An 18655-nucleotide genomic window follows, 5' to 3' on the forward strand; every position below is an offset into this window, starting at 1 on the left:
CGGGCACGTCCTCACCGTGCACTCCTCTTCTTCATGGTGGACGTGGCCGTTTCGTGGCGCAGACGCTCCAGGACCGGCGTAAGGCGGTCATTGCGGATGCCGATGTCGTGGGCGCGCATGATCTCCCTGAGCTGGCTGCGCGTGACCTCGGCGTTCCCGTCCCGTTCCAGCAGCTTGGGCACGTGGGGACGGAGCTGGGTGACGAGCTGGTCCACACTCACCTTCCCCTGCCTTCGGGACGGCTTGCCCTGACCACCTCGGGACCGGTTCCGGGACGCCTTCGGCCTCCTGCGCGCGGGGACCGAGTGGGGACGGTCCCCGCCCGACCCGGTCCCCGTTCCGATGTCGGGGTCACCGTGGTCCCCCTCGTTGGGGACCGGTTGAGGACGGTCCCCGTTGGACTCGGTCCCCGTTTCGGAGTCGCGGGCATCGTGGTCCCCATTGGGGACCGGCGTCGGGGACGGAAGATCTGGGCTTTGAGCTGCGGTTTTGTCCCCGTGTTCCGGGCTCGCGCCCGTGCGGTCCCGTGTGGTGTCGGTCCCGAGGAGCGCGTTGTCCCGGTCCCCAGTCGGCGTGCGGTCCCCGGTTTCCAGGGCCGCGGGGGGACGGTCCCCGCTTTCGGCGGGTGCCATCTCGGGGACCGGATCTGCATGGTCTTCTTCGGGACCGTCCCCGATCGGTGTGGTGTTCGCATTGGGGACCGTGAGCAGGCGGATCGGCCGGTCCCCGGATGCCGTCCCGTCGGCGAGGGACGGGCGGACGGGATCGTGGGCCGTGTGGTCCGCGTCCTGTGACGGGTGAGTCCAGGGCGAGGGCAGGTCGACCGTCGCGAGCGCGGTGGCATGGCGGCGGGCGGCGAGCTGGTCCAGGAGAGCGCGCCTCTGCTGGAGGTCGCTGCCGACGTCGGCCTTGGCGAGGGCCTTGGACAGCCGCCGGGTGATCAGCTGTCCCCGCCAGCTCTGGCGGCTCTTGGCGGAACGTTCCGCCAGGCGGGCGGCCAGGGCGACTGCCTTGGCGGTGGCGCGGTCGCGGGTGATCTGGGCGGCGTCCCGGTCGCGTTCGGCGATGCCGAGGCGGGAGAGCAGACGCTCGCGTGCTTCCCGTCCGAGGGTGGCCAGGATGCCGTGCGAGGCGGCGCCGGGTTTGCGTAGTCGCAGCTCGATACCCATGGCCTGGTGCCACAGCATCGCCGCCATGATGGGGCCGACGAAGGCCCTCACGGTCCCGCCTACCGGGCCGGACTCGGCGTAGGCGGGGATCACCTGCACGCCGGTGATCATCCAGACCAGGACTCCTGGCAGGCCCGGTGCGCCCTGGGAGGTGAGGTTCTGGCGGGCCATCAGCGCGGTGGCGAACAGCGCCAGTTCGGCGGCGCCGAACATGGCGGCACGCTCGGTGGTGCCGGCCATGTCGAGGTAGTCGGCGGCGAACCGCCAGCTGGTGTCGGCGCTGTAAGCGGTGCAGCCGATCGCGGCGAGTGCTGCGACCCACACCGCCAGCGCAGACGACCGTTCCGTTCTGGCGCGGTCGCGGCGGCGCAGGGTAAGCCACCCGCCCACGAGTACGGCGAGGACCGGCAGCGCAACGGCGGCGGTGATCACGGGCGACAGCCCGAAGGGGACGGCAGCCAGGGGTATGGCGGTGGGGTGGGTCATGCTGCCCTTCCGTGCGCGGTGATCAGAGCGTGGGTGTGCACCTGCCGGGGCACGGGCGAGGAGGTGACCTCGTCGCCCTCGTCGCCCTCGTCGTCGGGCGTGGGCTCGGCCTCGTCGTACAGGCCCCAGTAGCGGTCGCGGTCGGCGACGGCATGGGCCGCTCGACGCATCAGGTCCCGGGCCCAGTCGAGTTCGAGCTGGAGGGTGTAGGCGAGGCGCTCGGGGGACCATCCGCGGGCGTAGGCGTGGCGGACGACGGCCTCACGTTCGGCGTCGCTGAGGTGCACGTCGCGGCCCTGGAAGGCCGCCTTGACCCGCGCGTAGTCGAGGCGCTTGCTGACCCGGGCGTGCCAGGGGCGGCGCTCGATCTCGGTCAGCCCGCCCCACATCCCGTGCCGGATGTCGTTGTCCAGGGCGTAGTTGAAGCAGTCCTTCTTGACCGGGCATCGGCCGCAAATGGACTTGGCCTCCGAGGCGGCCTCGTGGTCGCGTGGGGCGTGGAAAAACAGCTCGTCGGCGTCCTCGGCTGGCATGCCGTAGCACAAGCCCCGGGCGTTCCAGCTGTGGTCGGCGATCCCGCGCAGTGTCGGGCGCGCGGTGTCGTTCGTGGTGATGGTGCGCAAGTCAGTCTCCGGGTACGCCTCAGCGGTCGCGCGGCACCAGCGTGGCTGGGCGCGGTGATGAGGCGGGGCAGGGGCGCGGCGATGCCGCACCGGAGGTGAAGTCGGTTGCGAGAGCGGCCGGTTCAGCGGCGCTGGAAGCGCCGGTCCGGGCCGCTGAAGTGGACCGGTGCGCACATGCCGGACAGGCGGGACAGGACGCGGTCGCCGATCACGTCGCGCAGGACCGGCTGCTGCGGGGGCACGCCCCGGTCGCGGACCGGCGGCAGGTTCGTGGTGAAGATCGTCGGCAGGCGGTTCTGGCAGCGCCAGTTCACCAGCCGGAAGGTGATCTCCTCCGTCCACTGCGAGCCCTTCGCGGCGCCGAGGTCGTCGAGCAGCAGCAGCGGCACCCGCACGATCCGGCGCAGCATGTGCTCCGGGTCCACCCCGGACTGCGGGCGCATGTCGGCGTACAGGTCGGCGGCAGTCGTCGCCTGCCAGGACACACCGCACCCGGCGGCGGTCAGGGCCCGGATCGCGCCGTACGCCTGATGCGTCTTGCCCGCCCCGGTGCTGCCCCACAGCAGCAGCGACGGGCCGTGCGCGATCCGTCGGCGCCCGGCTGCGCCGAAGTGCGGGTTGAGCCCGCCGGCGTTCGGCTCGACCGCGGCCTCGGTGATGGAACGGACCCAGGCGGCGACGTCGGGGTGCTCGACCACGGCGTCGCGGTAGTCGACCGGGATACGCGCCTGCGCGGCCTCCAGCGCCGGGATCGGCTCCGGGGTGTCCGGCAGCGGCGCAGTCGGGTCGATGCCGCGCTCGGTCAGCCTGGCCTCCAACCGGGCGCGCAGCCGCTCGCCGATGGCGGGCTGAGGGTCGGCGAGGTGTGCGCGGGTCACAGGCGGCCTCCGAACGTCGTCGGCTCGGTCGGGTTGAGGTAGGGCGTGTATCCGGAGGTGCTGGCCCAGGGCCCCGCGCCGGAGGCGGATGACGGCGCCGAGGCAGCCTGCTGCGAGGCGTTGACGACCTCGTTCACCAGGCTCGGCAGGACGCTCGGGTGCAGGCCCTTGGCCCGCAGCCGCTCCAGGGCCGTGCGGATGTCCTGCGGGTCGAAGCGCTCGTCCAGCAGGACCCGGATCTTGCGTCCCAGGAGCCCGAGGACGTCCGCCGGCGGTCGGCGCTGGCAGTCCCGGACGTACTCGGCGACCAGCTCCTTCGCGGAGACCGATCCGGGGACGGCGTCGGGTGCGGGCGCCTCGCGCCCCCTAGGTACAGATCCAGGATCCAAGATCCTAGATCCAGAGCGGGAGTCCTCCGGGAGTCCTCCCGTAGTCCTCCGGGAGGACTCCGGGACTGCCGTCTGACCTGCACTTTTCCCCGGCGGTGCCGCAGCGGATGCAGCTGGGCCGGTCTGCGGCACGGACAACGTCTCTCCGGGGCCCGTGGTGGTCTCTGCGGGCTGAGTGGCGTCCGCGACCGGGCGGTGCACCCCTCCCCGCGGGCTCGCGGAGTGCTCCGGGAGGGTTCCGTGAGACGTCACAGACGGTGCCGTGCGCGTGGTGGGGCAGGCGCCGGTCTGGCACTTTCCGCACGGCTGGTGGCCCTGGTGGCGGGTGCAGCGCGGCACCCGGGACGCCGTGGCCTTGTTGATCTTCTGATGCTGCTCCCACGTCACGACGTGCAGCCAGGTACGTCCGTCGCATCCGGTGTAGCGGCATATCAACCCGGCGGTGGCCAGCTCCTCCAGGTCCTGGGCTACGTGGGCGGCGGTGTGCTCCGGGCGTAGTGCCCACAGCCGTCCGGCGATGATCGCCGGATGGTCGCGGTGACGGCCGGAGTCGTCAGCCTGCGTCAGCAGCCCGATGAAGGTGAGCATGGCGGTCACCGAGCACTCCGCCAGCGACTCCGACTCGAACATCTCCGGCTTGACGGTGCGGATACGTGCCATCAGGCATCACCGCCACTCCGCCGCACTGGCGGGGTGGCGGGGGCACAGGCTGCCGCGCAGGCTGGGGTCTTCGGCCTTTCACGCAGGGCAGTCGGCATGCGAAACTCTCCCTTGAAGCAGATCCGTTCCGGTGCTGGTGGAAAGGGACCAGAGCGGATTCGTTGGGTGATCTCCGCGCCCTTCCCGGGGCGCGGGTGTCCTGGCCGTTTGGCGTCTGAGAGTTCCCGCTCTCAGGCGCCGTCGGCGTTTACGGGGCCGTGGCCCGTTGCGGTGGGCGGTGCGCGCCTCACGCGTCTCCTTTCGTGCCGGTCGCCGGGCGGATGCCCGGCGGGGGACCAGCAACATACGTGTGGCCTGCGAAGACATCCAGACTTAGCTCTTGCCTTCTCGACAACTCGTCGGGCGGCGCCCAGGGCGGGTCGAGCAGGCGGAGCGAGGCGAAGGAGAAGTGATCTCCTGAGTCAGGCGTCGCACGCACCGAGCGGACTGGCCGCTGGGCTTAAGGGGTGCTGCGGCATGGCGCGGACTTCCTGACGGGGAGGGGAGAAACGGGGTATCCACTGCGGAGCCGGGGGACTGCTGGCTGGGACTACTGACCCCCAGGTACGCGGTGGAACACGCCGCGCCGCCGCGAAGAGGGGACCTCTCACACGAGGTGCGGGACCTCACCGCAGCCCAGAGATGCTGGTGGGGAGGCCGAATCCAGAGGGCCAGCGGTATGCGAAGGCACCCTGTTTTCGCTACGCTGAAGCTATTCCCACCAGAAGTAAAAGTCAACAAAATGCATTCACTTCAACTTAGAGAAAAAGCGAGGTCTGATGCCTGCCCGTCACTTCGACCGAGACCGTGCTCGCGCGGTACGGCGAGTTGCCGACATCTTCCAGAGTGAGGTGGCGGCAGAGCTGGGCGTGTCCGACTCCGCGGTGGCGAACTGGGAGGCCGGCCACTCCTCGCCCGATCCGGAGAAGCTGCCCGCATACGCGGCGGCGCTCAGAGGTGATCTGAACGATCTGTTCCCGCGCACCGGCCTGCCTGATCTGGCCGATCTGCGCTGCGATGCCGGCATCTATCAGTACGAGACGGCCGCGGTGATCGGAACCAAGAGCGCCGGACCGGTCGCGGGAGCCGAGCGCGGTGACCGCCGACTCAAGGACAAGTACGTCGCGGCCCTGGCAGCGAGATACGGCGTCAGTGAAGTCGAGCTGCGCTGGGCTGAGGACCGCTCCATGGCCGCCGCAGAGGCGAGGAAGAACGGCACGGCGGGGGAGTCCGAACTCCAGGAAGCCGCCGCTGCGGAGTTCAGCGGGCCGCCGGGATCCCTCGCTGAGAAGATCACTCTGATCTTGCAGCGCTCCTATCCCGGTCCGCAGGGACCCCCCTCGGACGCCGAGATGGCGGCCGAGGTGAATGCCCATGCCGGGGCGGAGATCATTACCGGGGAAGACTTCGCCGATCTTCGGGCCGGCGTCACGGACGCGGCGCCGCCCGTGGTCCTGGATGCGCTGGCTGCCGTTGTCGGTGTGTCCCGGATGTACTTCGAGCCGGACGAGGCCGTGGCCGCCCAGGTCTATGAGGGTCTCCAGCTGCTGGCCGCCGCGAAGAAGGGCGCCGTGGGCCGGGTGCGAGCTCGCGGCCTGGGTTCGCAGGGTCTGTCGCCCAAGGCGTTGGCGCTGGTCAACGAGCTGGTGGCGGAGATGACGGAGAAGGAAGCGGACACCAAGTAGTAGTCCGGCCCGCAGCTTCTGGGCTGCGGGCCGGCGGCGTGGCTACTGCTGCTTCTCTGCCAGCGAGCTCGCCTCGTGCACCCGTCCTGCCGCGATCACGGCACGGATCTGCTGGAGGGCACCGAGGTCGTCCAGTGGATCTCCGCCGACGACCAGCAGGTCCGCGCGGAGCCCGGGCGCGATCCGGCCCGTCTGCCTGCCCAGCCCCAGGGCTCCGGCTGCGTCCGCAGTGGCCATGTCGAGGATCCGGCTGTTGGGCAGGCCCAGGTGCTCGTAGAACGCGAGCGCCGGCACGAGCCCGTCGAACCCGGCCCGCTGAACGCCGGCGTCGGTTCCGGCGATGAGCTTGGCGCCGGCTTCGGCCATCTCGCGGACCAGGGCGAACATGGCTGCTGCCCGCTCTTCCCCGAAGAAGCGGGGTAGCATCTGCCAGTGCGGGCTGACGGCAGGGCAGACCGCGATGCCCTGGTCGATGATCTTCTTCAGGACGTCCTGACGGAGGTCGAAGCCGTCGCTCGTCATCCAGGTGCAGTGCTCGATCGTGTCCACGCCGGCGTCCACGGCCGCTGAGATGCCGTCCGCTCCGTGCGCGTGCGCGGCCACTGGCACTCCGGCCTGGTGTGCCTCGTCCACGAGGGCCTGGAGTTCCTCTGCGGAGAACTGGCTCTGCCAGCTCTTCGGCCCGTCCTTGGTCAGGCCGCCGCCGGTCAGCATCGCCTTGATCACGCCGGCACCCCCAGCGAGGTTGCGCCGCACGAGATCACGGACCTCGGCCACGCCGGATACCTCACCGCCCAGGAAGTAGCAGTGGCCTCCGGGCGGGGTGGCCGGTGTGCCCGCGGACACGATGCGCGGGCCGGGAATGCTGCCCTGGCTGATCTCCGTGTCGAGGCGGAGGGTCAGGCCGTTGCGGTCGCCCAGGTCGCGGACCGTCGTCACACCGCTGGACAGGAGCTGCTCCGCGCGCTGGCGCATGTCCTGCAGCAGTCTCTCGTCGCTGGACTCGTGGAGCGTGGCCACCGGGTCGCCGCCGCCGTCGAACGCGAGATGCACATGGGCGTCGATCAGCCCGGGCACCACCGTCGCGTCGGGAAACGCCAGTTGAGCCGTGGCTGCCCCGGCTCGCTCAGCGAGCTGCGTGCGCGGCCCGACTTCGGTGATCGAGTCGCCCTCGACGAGGACGGCGCCGTCCTCCAGGTACGTCCCGGACCCGGTCAGGACCCGGCCGGCGGTGATCAGCATCTCGTCTCGTCTCCCTCGTTCTTCCACGGTCACGCGGTCAGCCGGAGCGCTTCCGACACCGCGATCAGCTGACGGACATCAGCGTTCCGGTCGTCTTCCTGCGGCACCGCCAGGGCGACCGCCTGACCCGGCGCCGGGACGCCGTTCTTGATCATGGTCGCAGCGGATTGCAGGCGCCGGGCCAGCTGAGTCGGCTCAAGGTCCAGCAGGCCGGTGCCGTCCTCACCACGCACCAGGTAGGGGCTGATGTCGACCAGCCCGTCCCGGCATTCCACTATCCGCCGGTGGTAGCGCCGGTGCACGCCACGCGCCCGCCACCGGTCCCAGAACCTGCGGGAAGCAGGGCGCAGCTCATTCTCCGGATAGACCTCGATCAGCAGCTGCCACAGCGGGGTCAGCCGACGGTGATCCCGCCGGCGGCGCAGCCACAGCCGCGTCGCCGTGATCCTGGCGCGGACCCCCGAATAGGTGATGCCCGCGACGAAGAGCAGACTCGACACCACCAGCCCGACCGCCACGCTCGCCATGAGCTGATGCGACACGGTCCCCCCGCTCCACCGGACGGCGACGAAGACCGCGCGGACGGCGCAGGCCACCGCCATCGTGCCGAGGCCGATCGCGGTCATCCACAGGCCCGTTGCGTGAGGGCGACGTGACATGCGGGCGTAGCGGGCGGACCACCGTCCGGCAGCACCGAGCGCGTACATCAGATACAGGCCGGCGCCGGCGTAGAAGAAGGCGACCTGGGGGATCGTCATGTCCGCCGTGCTGAACGAGCCGGCGAGCGCCTCGTGCGGCACGTTTACTGCCGCCAGGATGATCGCTGCTGTGACTGCGGCCACGACGACGGCTTCCCACCGGGCGCGACGCCGCGCTGCTTGCCCGTCGGCCGAGTACAGGTAGAAGCACATCAGGAAGTAGACCGTCAGCAACAGCAGGACGTTCTGGACCAGCTTCGCCGTGCCGTGCCCGGCCACGGTGTCGATGCCGGTGGTGCCCCCCGGCATGGCCACCGGATACGACAGGCCAGCGCTCAGGAGGGAGAGGGCGACCGACCGGGTGGGAGCGTCGTGCGGGGCCCGCGACCACAGGTAGATCCGCCAAATGACAGCAGCCGCAATGATCAGCAGGAGCATCTCGGTCACGGACTACAGCCACCCTCGCCGGTCGCCCAGGGCGGACTGAACGCGACGTACCTCCGGGTCGTCGGACAGCGGCGGGAGCTCGTCGAGCACCGAGGACCACTCCAGGATGATCGTGGCCGCGAGCTCGACCGAGCATTCCTCCTCGTCCTCGTACGAGCAGCGGCGGGCGACCCGCCGGATCAGCTTGGGATCGAGTACGGGGATGAGGGTCGCCCAGCCCTCGACGAAGTCGTCCGGGGACTCCTCCGGCGACTCCTTGGCTTGGTCCGCCTCCCACTCGGCGACGAGGATGTGGAGGATCTCGTGGAGGATGATCTGCCGCTGGTGCAGCCGGGTCGTCTCCTGCTGGTAGAGGATCACGTCCATCTGCGGCGTATCGATCCACAGCCCCGAGGGCCCTGGCTTCTCCAGCGGGAAGGGGCGCAAGACGATCGGGCGTCCGCGCCTCTCACTGAGCGCCCGGACCAGCTCCTCCACGTCCAGGGGCGGGTGAATGCCGAGGTTGCGCAGCTCTTGCCGCAGCCGACGGTGGAGGTCGCGCTCCACGGTCCGCCTCTCAGCCGTACGCCACCGCCCCAGCCGCCGGCGGCTCGCCTGCTCTCGCGCAGGCACCGGAGATTCCGGAGCGCCGCGACGACTTTCTCCCGGAGACATTGAGCAATCCCTTCGTACCGGCCGATCGGGGCTCTTGCTCGGAGCCGGGCGCCAGCCACCACGGGTCAACGATGTTCGGGTCCCCGGACGGCATTCATGAAGGTGATCACGGACGCCGAGACCAGCACCGACCGAAGGGCACACGCCGACCCCAGCGATTGAGCCGCGAGGACACGCTCGATCCCCTCCGGACACACACGGTCGCTAGCGCGAACGAGCATTCGGCCCAGTCGAAGCCCTTCGGTGAGGCTCACGGGAACAGTCTCGGACCTTACGTGAGGCTCGTCTGAGATCAAGGCCGGAAAACGACATCTCGAAGATCAATGAAAGGTGGTGATCAGTGCCAATAAAACCTGCTAAATCATCCATTCCCGATTCTTGATCATGGCCCTGAACTGCTGATTCACTTGTGGTCATTGTGGTCGCTCACACATGGAGGACTCACGCTTCTGTTACCGGTTTGAGATATTTGGCAAGGGCGTAATGTGGGCATGTCGTAGATAACGCCGCATAGGGTCGGCATCCTGGGCGTGAGGGCTTGTGTGGAAGCGGTCACTTCTGTGTCAATCCGCGAGGTGCTCGGCGTTACGATCCCGGGCATGCCTAGTGACAAATTCAGCCAGACATCTGAACACTCTGAGTTCTGGAATGAATACCATCTGTGCACGCTGACCACTTTGCGGCCCGACGGAAGTCCGCATGTGGTGCCCGTCGGAGTCACCGTTGATGCCGACGCCAGAGTCGCCCGGGTTATCACACGCAAATCAAGCAAGAAGGTCGCCAATATTCAGGCGTTCCGTCCCGGCGAAGCCCGCGTGGCCGTTTGCCAGGTCGACGGAGGACGCTGGGCCACCCTGGAAGGCACGGCCGAGGTGCTCACCGACGCGGCAGCGGTCGACGATGCCGTGGCGCGCTACGCCGACCGGTACGGACGGACTCCGGCCCCGGACCCCGAGCGTGTGGTCATCGAGATCAGGATTGAGCGGGCCATGGGACTGGCCGCACTCCCCCGCGCGACGGCCGACAAGTACTCCACGGGCGGCGTCGGCGCGGCGTCGCAGGTGACGTGACGCTCAGTTGTTGGTGATGGCGGAGTCGCGGAGCATCTCGAAGAGCCTCGGAATCTCGACCTCCGCGGCCTTCGTCGGCATCGCGAGGCAGCCGATCACGGACAGGCTTAGTTCCCTGACCGCAGGGCCTTCGGCTGCCTTGGCCCATCTCCGGTAGGCATCGATGAGAACTGCTGTGACGGCAGTGGGATCGTTGTCCACCCTGGCCTCGGCTTCTGCCTTGTGTTCGTCGTCGAGGTCTGGAGCAATGCCGAGGAGGAAGAGCATGAATATTTGTCCCGGGCAGGTGTAGGCGAAGCCGTTGTCCGAGGTCCTCACGGAAGCTGGGCAGTGGCTGCTGCGTAACCATCCCCGCTGGGAGACCTCCCGGTCTTGGGGTGCTCTCTCGGGTCGGTCTGTGCGATCGATCACCAGTCGGCGACGGGGCGGAGGACGCGCGCGTCCGTCGTGTGGGCCTGCTCCCACGTGTACAGGCGGTAGCCGTCGGGGATGTCGTTCAGCGGGTGGTGACTGCGCAGGCTGCACACGATGATGCTGCTGGACTCAAGCCCGCCTGGCCAGCCGTCCGGGGCGGACACCCCGTCCCGATCCCGGAATGGGTTCTTGGCCACGACGCCGATCACCCACTCGTCGGGAGGCTTGGGCAGGTCAGCGGCCTCGTCGTCGGCCAGATTCAGCTCGTCGAAGGGGAACGAGTCGTGGGAGACGAGATAGCCGACGACTTCCAGCGGCAGCGGCTCCGGCAGCCAGGCCCGCGTGACGGCCTTCGCCGTCATAGGCCGGAAGTAGCCGGTGCCGAGGGCATCGAACTGCTCGAAGACGTGACGGAGCGGCTGAGTGTCCAGCGGGATGCCGGTGAGCTGGAACGACACGTGGCAGTGGTAGACCACGCGTGAGGGGTGGCTGGAGAGATCGGCGGCCAGTGTGTAAAAACCTCCGTCCGGGAAGGTGTCGACGTAGGTCACCTTCTCGGTGTGGTGCACATCGTCCTCGTCCAGGCTGTCGTAGCGCTCCTTCCAGGCTCGCAGTGTGTCTAGGAATTCGCGGGCGCCCACGCCGTGCCAGTTGCGGGTGGCCTGATGGATCGCCCACTGAGGCCGGGAGGTGGTCCAGCCCAGCGAAGTCAGGGCGTACAGGAGGTCGGCGAGCCCGTTCTCGTCGAAGGTGCCGATCGGCAGGTCGAGACACACTCCGCTCCCGTCGGCCGGCACCCAGTCCACGTCCGCCAGCTCCTGGACGAACACCAGGTCGGTGAAGCCTCCCTCGCCCGACACGTACGGGAGCGGGGCGAGGTCGGTGCCGAGCAGCCTGAGATCGGAGGCGGGCAGGTCGCTGGAGGGGCGCCGTCTGTGCCGCCGGGGCTTGGCGTCGGCGGCCAGGTGCACGCGGCCGTGGGTGACGAGGTGCTCCCGCATGCGGTGCAACAGCCCCGCCACGGACACGGGCGCGGCAAGCACCTCGGCCAGTTCCTCTTCCCCGAGGAGGAGCACCAGCTCCTGCCCGCGGCACTTCGCCGCCTCCTCGATCACGGTGTCGGTGAACCCCGATACGCTCACGATCACGCCGACGACTTGGGACGATGCCGCCCGCTGCAACCGCCGGAGGACGGCGTCGAAGACGTCCACGTCGGCTGGGGCGTTCTGCCACTTCGCCTCGATCAGGTACCACACGTCGCCGTAGCGGGCCACGAGGTCTGTCTGCCGTGGCGTCGAGATGCCCGCGTTGCGGTCGACTCGGAAGTGCGCCTGCTGGAAGAGCCGCTCCAGCAGCTGCTCGAACATTCGGCCGCGTTGGTGCGCGTTCGTCACGGCCCGCAGGCGCTCGAAGTCTGCCGCCAGGGATCCCTTCGGCATCGCCACCCCCTTTGCGTGGCCATGTACCTCATGGCCACGGCAGCAGGGTGACACAGGAGAAGGTCATGCATCCGGTTAGGGGAGTGGGGCGTCGCTGCCGGGCTTCAACTGCCCGTGCGCTTTCCCTGTGGCGCGGCGGGTGGGAACCGTAGGTAGGCGAGTGCTTTATCGTCCGCGATCTTGTAGCGGGGGAAGAGTCGGCCGTCGGGGTCCTCCGTCATCTCCAGGTCCCGGATCGCTTGGATGGCCTTGTCCGGACCGTCGGTTCGGCAGGCGCGAGCCAGGTGGCCCCACGAGGGGTACAGACCGTACTCCTCGACCGCGGCGCTCACCCCGTCTGTCATCACGAGGATCTCGGCGATGTCGGCGGTGGGCCATGAGCGCACCACCGCTTGAAGGGCGGCTTCCGGGACGGCTTCGGCGACCCAGTAGCCGCCGGGCACACCGTTGTTGAGGTGGCGCAGCTGGTGGGTCCGGAGCTTCTGGAGCAGGGCGAGGTGTTCCGGCGCCTCGAATCCGCGGCCTGCCCGCAGCCAGGACCGGTACTCCACGTACTCCGGTCGACCGGCAACCAGTTGGGCGAGCCTGTTGTCGCGTACCGCGTCGACCGCGCTGTCGTTGGTGAACGCGATAACGGGGCTGTCCGCTAGTGCTGGATTCCTCAAAGGACGTACATGTATCGCCGCCGGTGTGTGCGGGTGGGCGGGGCGGGCCTGCCCCAGATCCAGGGGTTGGCACGGGAGTTGAGCTGGTCGGTCGCCAGGGTCGTGGCTAGTTCGATGTCGTCGCGGTTGGCGAATGACCGGCCGGCGAGGGCGGCTTTTCGGAAGATGCGCCACCAGCCTTCCTGCAGGTTGAGCCAGCACGCGCCGACGGGGATGAAGGCGTGGTGGATGCGGGGATGGTCTTCGAGCCAGGCTCGGGTGGACAGGCTGTTGTGACTGGAGAGGTTGTCGGTGACGATCCAGAGCTCCCCGTCCGGGTTGGCATCCTCGATCAGTTGCAGGAACTGCTGGTAGAAGACGCTGTTCCGGGAAGATGCGGTCATCGTGACTGCCTGGCCGTCGACTGGTCGCAGACCGCCGTAGACCCAGGTCTTCTCCGGTCCGCGGCTGTAGTCGAGTTCCGCTTTGATCCGGTGCCCGTCCGGTGACCAGGCGGGTGCGGGCGGGAAGGTCCGCGGGATCACCGGCCCCAGCTCATCGGCGCAGATCACCGTCGCGTCGTCGGGCGGGTGGGTGTAGAGGCCGATGATCCGTGTCCTTTTGGGACGAAGTCCGGGTCCTTCGAGCGCGTCCAGGACCGGGTGCGGCGCCAGCGCACGCCCTCGGCGAGCAGGATCCGGCGGACCTGCGAGCGCCCCACCTCGATTCCCTCGGCCCGCGCTGCCGCGGCCAGGGAATCCAGGGTCCACTCGGGTGGCCCGGACTCATCGAAGGCCCATAGCTCCCCGACGGGTTCCCACCTCAGCCGTCCCGGCGGCACGGTCTTGACCAGGGAGATGATCCTGGACCGTTCCTCCTCGGTGATCCGCCGCTTGCGGCCCTGCCCGCCCAGGTCACCCAGTCCTTCCAGGCCCAAGCTGTTGAAGCGGTGCAGCCAGCACCGGACCGTCTTCTGGCTGCAGCCCAACTCCACAGCGATCGCCGGCACGTGCAGCCCCGACCAGCTCAGCTCGATCATCCGGGCCCGCATCACCGCATCCCGCGGAGCCTTCCTCGCCCGCGACAACCGGCGAACGACGACCCGTTCGTCCTCGTCACACCCCGGCCGTGCCCATAAAACCATCGCCCAGCACCCGCCCCCGAGCACCGTCAACTACCCCGCCACCAGGACATATACCCAGCGAAAGAGGAACCCAGCACTAGTAGGACTCCGTTAGGTCTGTCTGGGTCTTGGTGTGGTGTGTGTCCCGGCGGGGAGGGGCTGGTGGCAGGTGGTGCAGGTGCCGGTCCAACAGTTCAGCAGGTCCTGGATGGCGTCGAGGGTCTGGTAGAGGGTGAGTCCGCTGTATCGGCTTTTGGGGCCAGGCGCTGTTCGGTGAGGAATGCGTGGGCGGCGGTGACCAGGGTGACGTGGTGGTGCCAGCCGGTCCAGGAGCGTCCCTCGAAGTGGTCCAGGCCGAGGCCGTGTTTGAGTTCCCGGTAGTCGTGTTCGATGCGCCAGCGGATCTTGGCCAGGCGGACCAGTTCGGCCAGCGGGGTGCCGGCGGGCAGGTTGGACAGCCAGTAGTCGGTGGGTGCTTCGGCGTCCTGGGGCCATTCGACCAGCAGTGTCACGTCGGGCAGGACGCCGTCCCAGTGGCCGTGCTCGGCGGTGGCGGCGGCCTGGGCCAGGCGGCGGGCCCGGACCCCGGCCGGCCGCACCCGCAGTGCCAGAAAGCGCGAGCGCATCGGCCCGCGTGAGCCTTCACGCCAGGTCACTTCGCTGAACGCCTGCCGCCCGTGGCCGGCTGCCAGCGCGGCCACCGGGGACGGCTTGTCGCGGTAGCGGGGCTGCGGCCTGCGGCCGTTTCCGGACCAAGCCGGGGCGGTGGGCTGCACGTCGTGCGGGTGGACCGTCACGTCGGAGTGGACCGCCACGACATAGCCGATGCCCCGGCCGTGCAGGCCGTCGCGGAAGTCGGCGTTCTGCCCGTAGCCGGCGTCGGCCACCACTACCGGCGGCACCAGCCCCCACCCGGCCAGCTCGTCGAGGATGTCCAGGGCCAGGCGCCACTTCTCCCGGTGCCCGACCTCCTGCGGTATCCCGGTCTTCTGCCGCCGCACGGCATCGTGCGCCCACTCCTGCGGCACGAACAACCGCCACTGCAGCGGACAGGAGGCGGTGTCGGAGACCGCGTGCACGCTCACCGCGACCTGGCAGTTGGCCTGCTTGCCCAGCGCCCCGCAGTACTGGTGCGCAACGGCGACCGACATCCGGCCGTCCTTGGGGAACGACACGTCGTCGACCGCCCAGGCGTCCGGGCCGATCCGCGGCACCATCCGCTCCGCGATCCGCCGCCGCACCGGCACCGGATCCCAGGTCGACTGGTTCACGAACTGCTGCAGGTTCTGCTCGTTGCCGTCCGGCAGCCGTTCCGCCATCGGCTGGATCGACTTCCGCCGTCCGTCCAGCATCAGTCCCCGCAGATAGCAGTCGCCCTTCGCCCGCTGATCCTTGCGCGGCACCGACGCGAAAACGTCAGCCACGAACAACGCCAACGTCGCCCGAGCACGGTTCACTTCATGTGCATCCACACAGTCCTCATGCCCATGAACACGGCAGGCAGACAGACCTAACGGAGCCCTAATAGTCGGTCATGCCGTTGGCACGGACCTCGTCGGCGAATTTCAGGCTGGTCACCCAGCCGCGCATGTTCTGCCGGACGTTGCGGTCGGCCACGTTGGCGTAGTGCGTCTCGTAGGTGACCTTCGCGTGCAGAACGGCGCCCACCCCGGCGGGCACGACAGCGAGCAGCAGCAGCGGCAACATCAGCACCGTCAGCACCCCGCTCGCGGTGACCATACGGACGACGGCAGCCGTGAGACGGGTGGCGTCCTGCACCACCAGGCGACTGCGCACTACGCCCATCTCCGCAGCCTCCCCCCGGTCCGCGCAGCCGTCCTCGGCGCGGGCGGCGGCCTCCATCCGGCACACCGCCTCCACCAGGCTGCTGTCCGCCTCGGTCGTCAGCGGCGGCGTGATCCGGCCGTCCGCGTACGAGGACAGCGCGGTCGCGACCCGCCCGACGGCCGCCGCCAGCGCGACGACCACCAGCGCGGGCAACGCCTCACGCAACCGGTCGGCCACCTCCCCGCCAGCCAGGACCGACCGCATCGCATCGGCGGTCGCGGTCAGCTGCAGGGCGGCGCTGCCCCCGATGGCCAGCTGGCAGATGCCCAGCAACAGCACGGCCCGGCGGTCGATGGCCCACGCCATCTTGGCGGTCTGCTGCAGCACCGACGGAAGCCGCCGGCACATCGCCGCGAACGACGCGTTGGCCATTGGATTCTTGCCGTACCGACCGCCATAGCGCAGCTCGGCGGGCGGCGGAGGAGGCAACCGGCCGGCTCCAACGGCACAGTTCGCCGCCTCCGAGCGAGATGTAGCGCTCACGGGCTCTCTCCTCGGCCTCGGCCCGGGCAGCGGATCGCCGGTCCGTCGGCGAGGTTCAGCGGGAGTACGGGCATCAGGCGTTCACCTCGTTCTTCAGCCGGTCGAGCACGGCTCGGCCTCTTTTGGCGGCTGCAGGGTCGTCATGGAGGTGCCCTTCGGCCAGCGACCGTGCGGCGTGCAGAGCCGTCAGACAGCGCAGGGCAAGCCGTTCGTCGTGGCCGAGGATGCGGCCATAACCGCCGAAGAAGGCGCTGCGCAGGCGTGGCCGGGTGGCCCACAGCCCGCAGGCCAGGTGGACGAAGTCCAGGACGACCGGGGCGAAGTGCGACGACTCGAAGTCACGCAGGGTCAGCTGCGACTTGCCGGACCACAGAAGACTCGTTTCGATGACGCCGCCGTGGATGAAGCCGAGAGGCAGCCGGTCGATGACACGCAGACGGTCCGCGTGATCCCTCACGAACTTCTCGTTCCCCGCCGACAGCCAGTTGCTGGCAGCATCGAGGTGACGAGCCGATTCGTCGGCGATTCGGGACAGCACCGATGGCGCCTCGCGGTGTGCGTCGCCGGCTGGTCGTCCGGCCTGATGCAGTTGGGCAACGAGAGATCCTGCTCGCCAGTGGACCGCCTTGAGAGCGGCGTCCTGCAGTCGTAGCTGGGGCAGGGGCGTGCCGGTCAGGGAGGTCACGATCAGTGCCAGGTGCCGTGGGGAGGTGGCCAGTAGACGTGGCGCGTTCCCCTGGCCGAGGGCGGGCACAGCGTGCCGGTGGGCGAACGTCTCCCGGGTGAAAGCCCCGGGCGTTCGTGCGATCTTGATGACGAAGCAGGCGCGGTCACATGCGCGGACCACGTGCCACAGACCTGGCAGGGGATCCTCGGGCGAGGCGTCGCGTACGGTGCTGAGCGCGCCCAGGGTGTTCTCGGCCCAGATCCGAATGGGTGCCGGCAGCTGGTGCGGGTCGGTCATGCCCCCCACCTCGGTGTCGGGCGTGAGCTGTCCGCGATGCGCACCGGGACGATGCGTCGACCGGCCGTGAGGTCGGTTCGATCGGTAGCCCGGGCAAGGCCGGGCCGCTCGGGAGAGGGTGAGTGAAAACGGGGGCGACGGTCATGCTTCCTCCTGGGATTCGCGGGGGCAAGAGGTCGGGGCATACCTGTGGCCGACGAGGACGACGGGCACGTTGATGTCACCAACGACGTGGCTTGAAGGCCGGGTTGGGGACATCTGATGATGTCTGGGACAACGAGCCGCTGGCTCTTGTCGAACACGCGTGTTTGAGTCGCGTTGCCCGCCGCGTAATTCCGGGGAACGTAGGCCGCGCACCCCTGCATTGAGGGGCGGGCACAGGCTCCGGTTGTGGCCGAATCGCCGCGAGCCACCTGAAAGGATCTCTTCCCGCGCGGTGTCGGGTACGCGGAAGCCCTCCCGTTCGATGGTGCGGTGTTGATAGTGGACGGGGTGTTCGACCTGCCTACGTTGGGCAGCGCGGTGACGAGGCCAGCTAGGTGGGATGGTCGCGTGGCGGCTTGGCTGCCGAGGGCGGTTCCCTGCCGCTTGCAGTTCCGTGCGGGTGTCCCCGGTGCAGGTCAGCTCCTGGCGGCGGCCCGCGACCGGGGCCGCGTCTCGCGGTCGGTAGACGAGGGCCACGGCGTGGCCGGTCTCGTGGTGCGGGAGGGTCATACGGCGGTGGTGAGGATGCGTTGCACGGCGGCGAGATCGAAGGTGGCGATGACGAGGGCGTGGTCGGTCACCCGTCGGACGTCCTCGGTGTCGATGACCTCGACGCGCAGGAGGGCTGGCGCCCAGTCGGGGGTGCCGAGTATCCAGTCGATGCGTTGCGGCGGTCCCTGATCCGTGCGCTTCATGCTGGCGGTGGGGGCGAGGGCACCGGACTGCCGGAGAACGGTGCCGGCATGGTGGGCGAGGTCGGTGAAGACGGCCTTCGGACCGCCGGTGAGGATCTCGCTCGGGCGTGTGTCGCTAACGCGAACGCCGTTTCGCTCGATGGTGCGGTGCTGGAAGTGGACGGGGTCCTCGACCTCCGTCCAGACCTTCGGTTCAGAGACCTCGTCGGCAAGGCGGTGGGGGTAGCTGTTTCCGTCCATGCCCATCAGGGCGGTGCGTCCGTGGTCGGCCAGGGTGGTGAGCCGACGGGCCTCAGTGGCGCGCAGATCGGGATCGAAGTGGCACAGATGGCCGGATGCCAGATGAAGCGTCTTGGGGCAGCCCTTGAGGCGCACCTGGACGTGGCAGATCGCCTTCCACGGCAGATCGTGATCGGTTTGGGCGACGATCTCGAACAAATGCGGGTCGACCATCACGCCGGTCGGATTGCGGCTGCGGCCTTCGCGTGGAGCCACCATGAACGGGAACAGGCCGCCGAGCGCGGTCGCCTCCTCGTACAGGGCGCGCTTGCCGTGGTCCCAGGCCCCGGGTCAGTTCCTGGCGGAAGACGATGTGCGGCTGGTACGCGGCGAGGATGCGGTGTGCCAGACGGCGCATCTGGCCGCCGCCTCCGTTGTAAGGTCGGCCCGGGGCGCCCTGCCAGCGTTGCCGCTGGTGGGTTTCCCCGGACCGCCTTCCGAACCCGGCGTGCCGTTGGGTAGGCCGCCAGCGAGGTGCCTGTGACCAGGCCCTTTTCCAACGGCCCCCCACCGAACCGGACG

Annotated in this window: 17 protein-coding genes and 1 pseudogene; 2 read left to right on the top strand and 16 right to left on the bottom strand. The window is 69.2% G+C overall.

Going from position 1 to position 18655, the window contains the following annotated elements; all coding sequences use genetic code 11:
• Nucleotides 1-11: 11 nt before the first annotated feature.
• The 4 genes from ACWD4G_RS38390 to ACWD4G_RS38405 all read right to left on the bottom strand — a co-directional run bounded on the left by ACWD4G_RS38390 (nt 12) and on the right by ACWD4G_RS38405 (nt 4205).
• Nucleotides 12-1655 carry a hypothetical protein gene (locus ACWD4G_RS38390; protein WP_451302015.1) on the bottom strand — a complete coding sequence of 548 codons (1644 nt, stop codon included), beginning with the start codon at nt 1653-1655 and terminating at the stop codon, nt 12-14.
• The gene (locus ACWD4G_RS38395; RefSeq protein ID WP_451302017.1) at nt 1652-2278 is read right to left on the bottom strand and encodes a WhiB family transcriptional regulator; all 627 of its coding nucleotides are present in this window, start codon (nt 2276-2278) and stop codon (nt 1652-1654) included. The genes ACWD4G_RS38390 and ACWD4G_RS38395 overlap by 4 nt, the downstream gene beginning before the upstream one ends.
• Nucleotides 2279-2400: 122 nt before the next feature.
• Entirely contained in the window at nt 2401-3156 is a 756-nt protein-coding gene (locus tag ACWD4G_RS38400) for an ATP-binding protein (RefSeq protein WP_451302019.1), read from the bottom strand.
• Nucleotides 3153-4205, bottom strand: coding sequence for a hypothetical protein (locus tag ACWD4G_RS38405; RefSeq protein WP_451302021.1), 1053 nt, complete (start codon nt 4203-4205; stop codon nt 3153-3155). Before ACWD4G_RS38405 ends, ACWD4G_RS38400 begins: the two co-directional genes overlap by 4 nt.
• An 818-nt stretch (nt 4206-5023) precedes the next feature.
• Between ACWD4G_RS38405 and ACWD4G_RS38410 the strand changes: the two genes are divergently transcribed.
• Nucleotides 5024-5929 carry a helix-turn-helix domain-containing protein gene (locus ACWD4G_RS38410; protein ID WP_451302023.1) on the top strand — a complete coding sequence of 302 codons (906 nt, stop codon included), beginning with the start codon at nt 5024-5026 and terminating at the stop codon, nt 5927-5929.
• 42 nt (nt 5930-5971) lie between these two features.
• Here the strand turns inward: ACWD4G_RS38410 and ACWD4G_RS38415 are convergent, their stop codons facing one another.
• The 3 genes from ACWD4G_RS38415 to ACWD4G_RS38425 are packed head-to-tail and all read right to left on the bottom strand — an operon-like array spanning nt 5972 to nt 8862.
• Nucleotides 5972-7171, bottom strand: coding sequence for an amidohydrolase family protein (locus ACWD4G_RS38415; protein ID WP_451302025.1), 1200 nt, complete (start codon nt 7169-7171; stop codon nt 5972-5974).
• 29 nt (nt 7172-7200) lie between these two features.
• Nucleotides 7201-8307 (bottom strand): MAB_1171c family putative transporter, encoded by a 1107-nt coding sequence (locus ACWD4G_RS38420; RefSeq protein WP_451302027.1) that lies wholly within the window; start codon nt 8305-8307, stop codon nt 7201-7203.
• A 12-nt stretch (nt 8308-8319) separates the two neighbouring features.
• The gene (locus ACWD4G_RS38425) at nt 8320-8862 is read right to left on the bottom strand and encodes a hypothetical protein (RefSeq protein ID WP_451302029.1); all 543 of its coding nucleotides are present in this window, start codon (nt 8860-8862) and stop codon (nt 8320-8322) included.
• Nucleotides 8863-9569: 707 nt separating this feature from the next.
• Between ACWD4G_RS38425 and ACWD4G_RS38430 the strand changes: the two genes are divergently transcribed.
• Nucleotides 9570-10040 carry a pyridoxamine 5'-phosphate oxidase family protein gene (locus ACWD4G_RS38430; protein WP_451302031.1) on the top strand — a complete coding sequence of 157 codons (471 nt, stop codon included), beginning with the start codon at nt 9570-9572 and terminating at the stop codon, nt 10038-10040.
• Between the two features lie 3 nt (nt 10041-10043).
• Here the strand turns inward: ACWD4G_RS38430 and ACWD4G_RS38435 are convergent, their stop codons facing one another.
• From ACWD4G_RS38435 to ACWD4G_RS38475, 9 genes and pseudogenes are all read right to left on the bottom strand, one after another.
• Nucleotides 10044-10358: a hypothetical protein gene (locus tag ACWD4G_RS38435; RefSeq protein WP_451302033.1), complete on the bottom strand. Its 315-nt coding sequence runs from the start codon at nt 10356-10358 to the stop codon at nt 10044-10046.
• Between the two features lie 89 nt (nt 10359-10447).
• Nucleotides 10448-11893 carry a restriction endonuclease gene (locus ACWD4G_RS38440; protein ID WP_451302035.1) on the bottom strand — a complete coding sequence of 482 codons (1446 nt, stop codon included), beginning with the start codon at nt 11891-11893 and terminating at the stop codon, nt 10448-10450.
• A 104-nt stretch (nt 11894-11997) separates the two neighbouring features.
• A complete protein-coding gene (locus ACWD4G_RS38445; RefSeq protein WP_451302037.1) occupies nt 11998-12558 on the bottom strand; it encodes a hypothetical protein in 561 nt (186 codons plus the stop codon).
• The gene (locus ACWD4G_RS38450; protein ID WP_451302039.1) at nt 12555-13109 is read right to left on the bottom strand and encodes a transposase; all 555 of its coding nucleotides are present in this window, start codon (nt 13107-13109) and stop codon (nt 12555-12557) included. The genes ACWD4G_RS38445 and ACWD4G_RS38450 overlap by 4 nt, the downstream gene beginning before the upstream one ends.
• Entirely contained in the window at nt 13106-13588 is a 483-nt protein-coding gene (locus ACWD4G_RS38455; RefSeq protein WP_451302041.1) for a helix-turn-helix domain-containing protein, read from the bottom strand. The genes ACWD4G_RS38450 and ACWD4G_RS38455 overlap by 4 nt, the downstream gene beginning before the upstream one ends.
• Nucleotides 13589-13854: 266 nt before the next feature.
• Entirely contained in the window at nt 13855-15132 is a 1278-nt protein-coding gene (locus ACWD4G_RS38460) for an IS701 family transposase (RefSeq protein WP_451302043.1), read from the bottom strand.
• Nucleotides 15133-15184: 52 nt separating this feature from the next.
• A pseudogene (locus ACWD4G_RS38465) lies at nt 15185-15991 on the bottom strand (ABC transporter ATP-binding protein); the annotation flags it as partial.
• Between the two features lie 73 nt (nt 15992-16064).
• Complete coding sequence (locus tag ACWD4G_RS38470) at nt 16065-16955, bottom strand: phosphotransferase (protein ID WP_451302045.1); 891 nt, start codon at nt 16953-16955, stop codon at nt 16065-16067.
• Nucleotides 16956-17665: 710 nt separating this feature from the next.
• Nucleotides 17666-18352: an endonuclease/exonuclease/phosphatase family protein gene (locus tag ACWD4G_RS38475; protein WP_451302047.1), complete on the bottom strand. Its 687-nt coding sequence runs from the start codon at nt 18350-18352 to the stop codon at nt 17666-17668.
• Nucleotides 18353-18655 lie beyond the last annotated feature (303 nt).

It is taken from the genome of Streptomyces sp. NPDC002643 (assembly GCF_053592555.1).

What these genes read in the sequence shown, in the direction of transcription:
- ACWD4G_RS38415 (WP_451302025.1), bottom strand. Translation starts at nt 7,171, where the DNA reads ATGCTGATCACCGCCGGCCGGGTCCTGACCGGGTCCGGGACGTACCTG.
- ACWD4G_RS38470 (WP_451302045.1), bottom strand. Translation starts at nt 16,955, where the DNA reads ATGACCGACCCGCACCAGCTGCCGGCACCCATTCGGATCTGGGCCGAG.
- ACWD4G_RS38420 (WP_451302027.1), bottom strand. Translation starts at nt 8,307, where the DNA reads ATGCTCCTGCTGATCATTGCGGCTGCTGTCATTTGGCGGATCTACCTG.
- ACWD4G_RS38410 (WP_451302023.1), top strand. Translation starts at nt 5,024, where the DNA reads ATGCCTGCCCGTCACTTCGACCGAGACCGTGCTCGCGCGGTACGGCGA.
- ACWD4G_RS38440 (WP_451302035.1), bottom strand. Translation starts at nt 11,893, where the DNA reads ATGCCGAAGGGATCCCTGGCGGCAGACTTCGAGCGCCTGCGGGCCGTG.
- ACWD4G_RS38475 (WP_451302047.1), bottom strand. Translation starts at nt 18,352, where the DNA reads ATGGTGGCTCCACGCGAAGGCCGCAGCCGCAATCCGACCGGCGTGATG.
- ACWD4G_RS38430 (WP_451302031.1), top strand. Translation starts at nt 9,570, where the DNA reads ATGCCTAGTGACAAATTCAGCCAGACATCTGAACACTCTGAGTTCTGG.
- ACWD4G_RS38455 (WP_451302041.1), bottom strand. Translation starts at nt 13,588, where the DNA reads ATGCGGGCCCGGATGATCGAGCTGAGCTGGTCGGGGCTGCACGTGCCG.
- ACWD4G_RS38390 (WP_451302015.1), bottom strand. Translation starts at nt 1,655, where the DNA reads ATGACCCACCCCACCGCCATACCCCTGGCTGCCGTCCCCTTCGGGCTG.
- ACWD4G_RS38405 (WP_451302021.1), bottom strand. Translation starts at nt 4,205, where the DNA reads ATGGCACGTATCCGCACCGTCAAGCCGGAGATGTTCGAGTCGGAGTCG.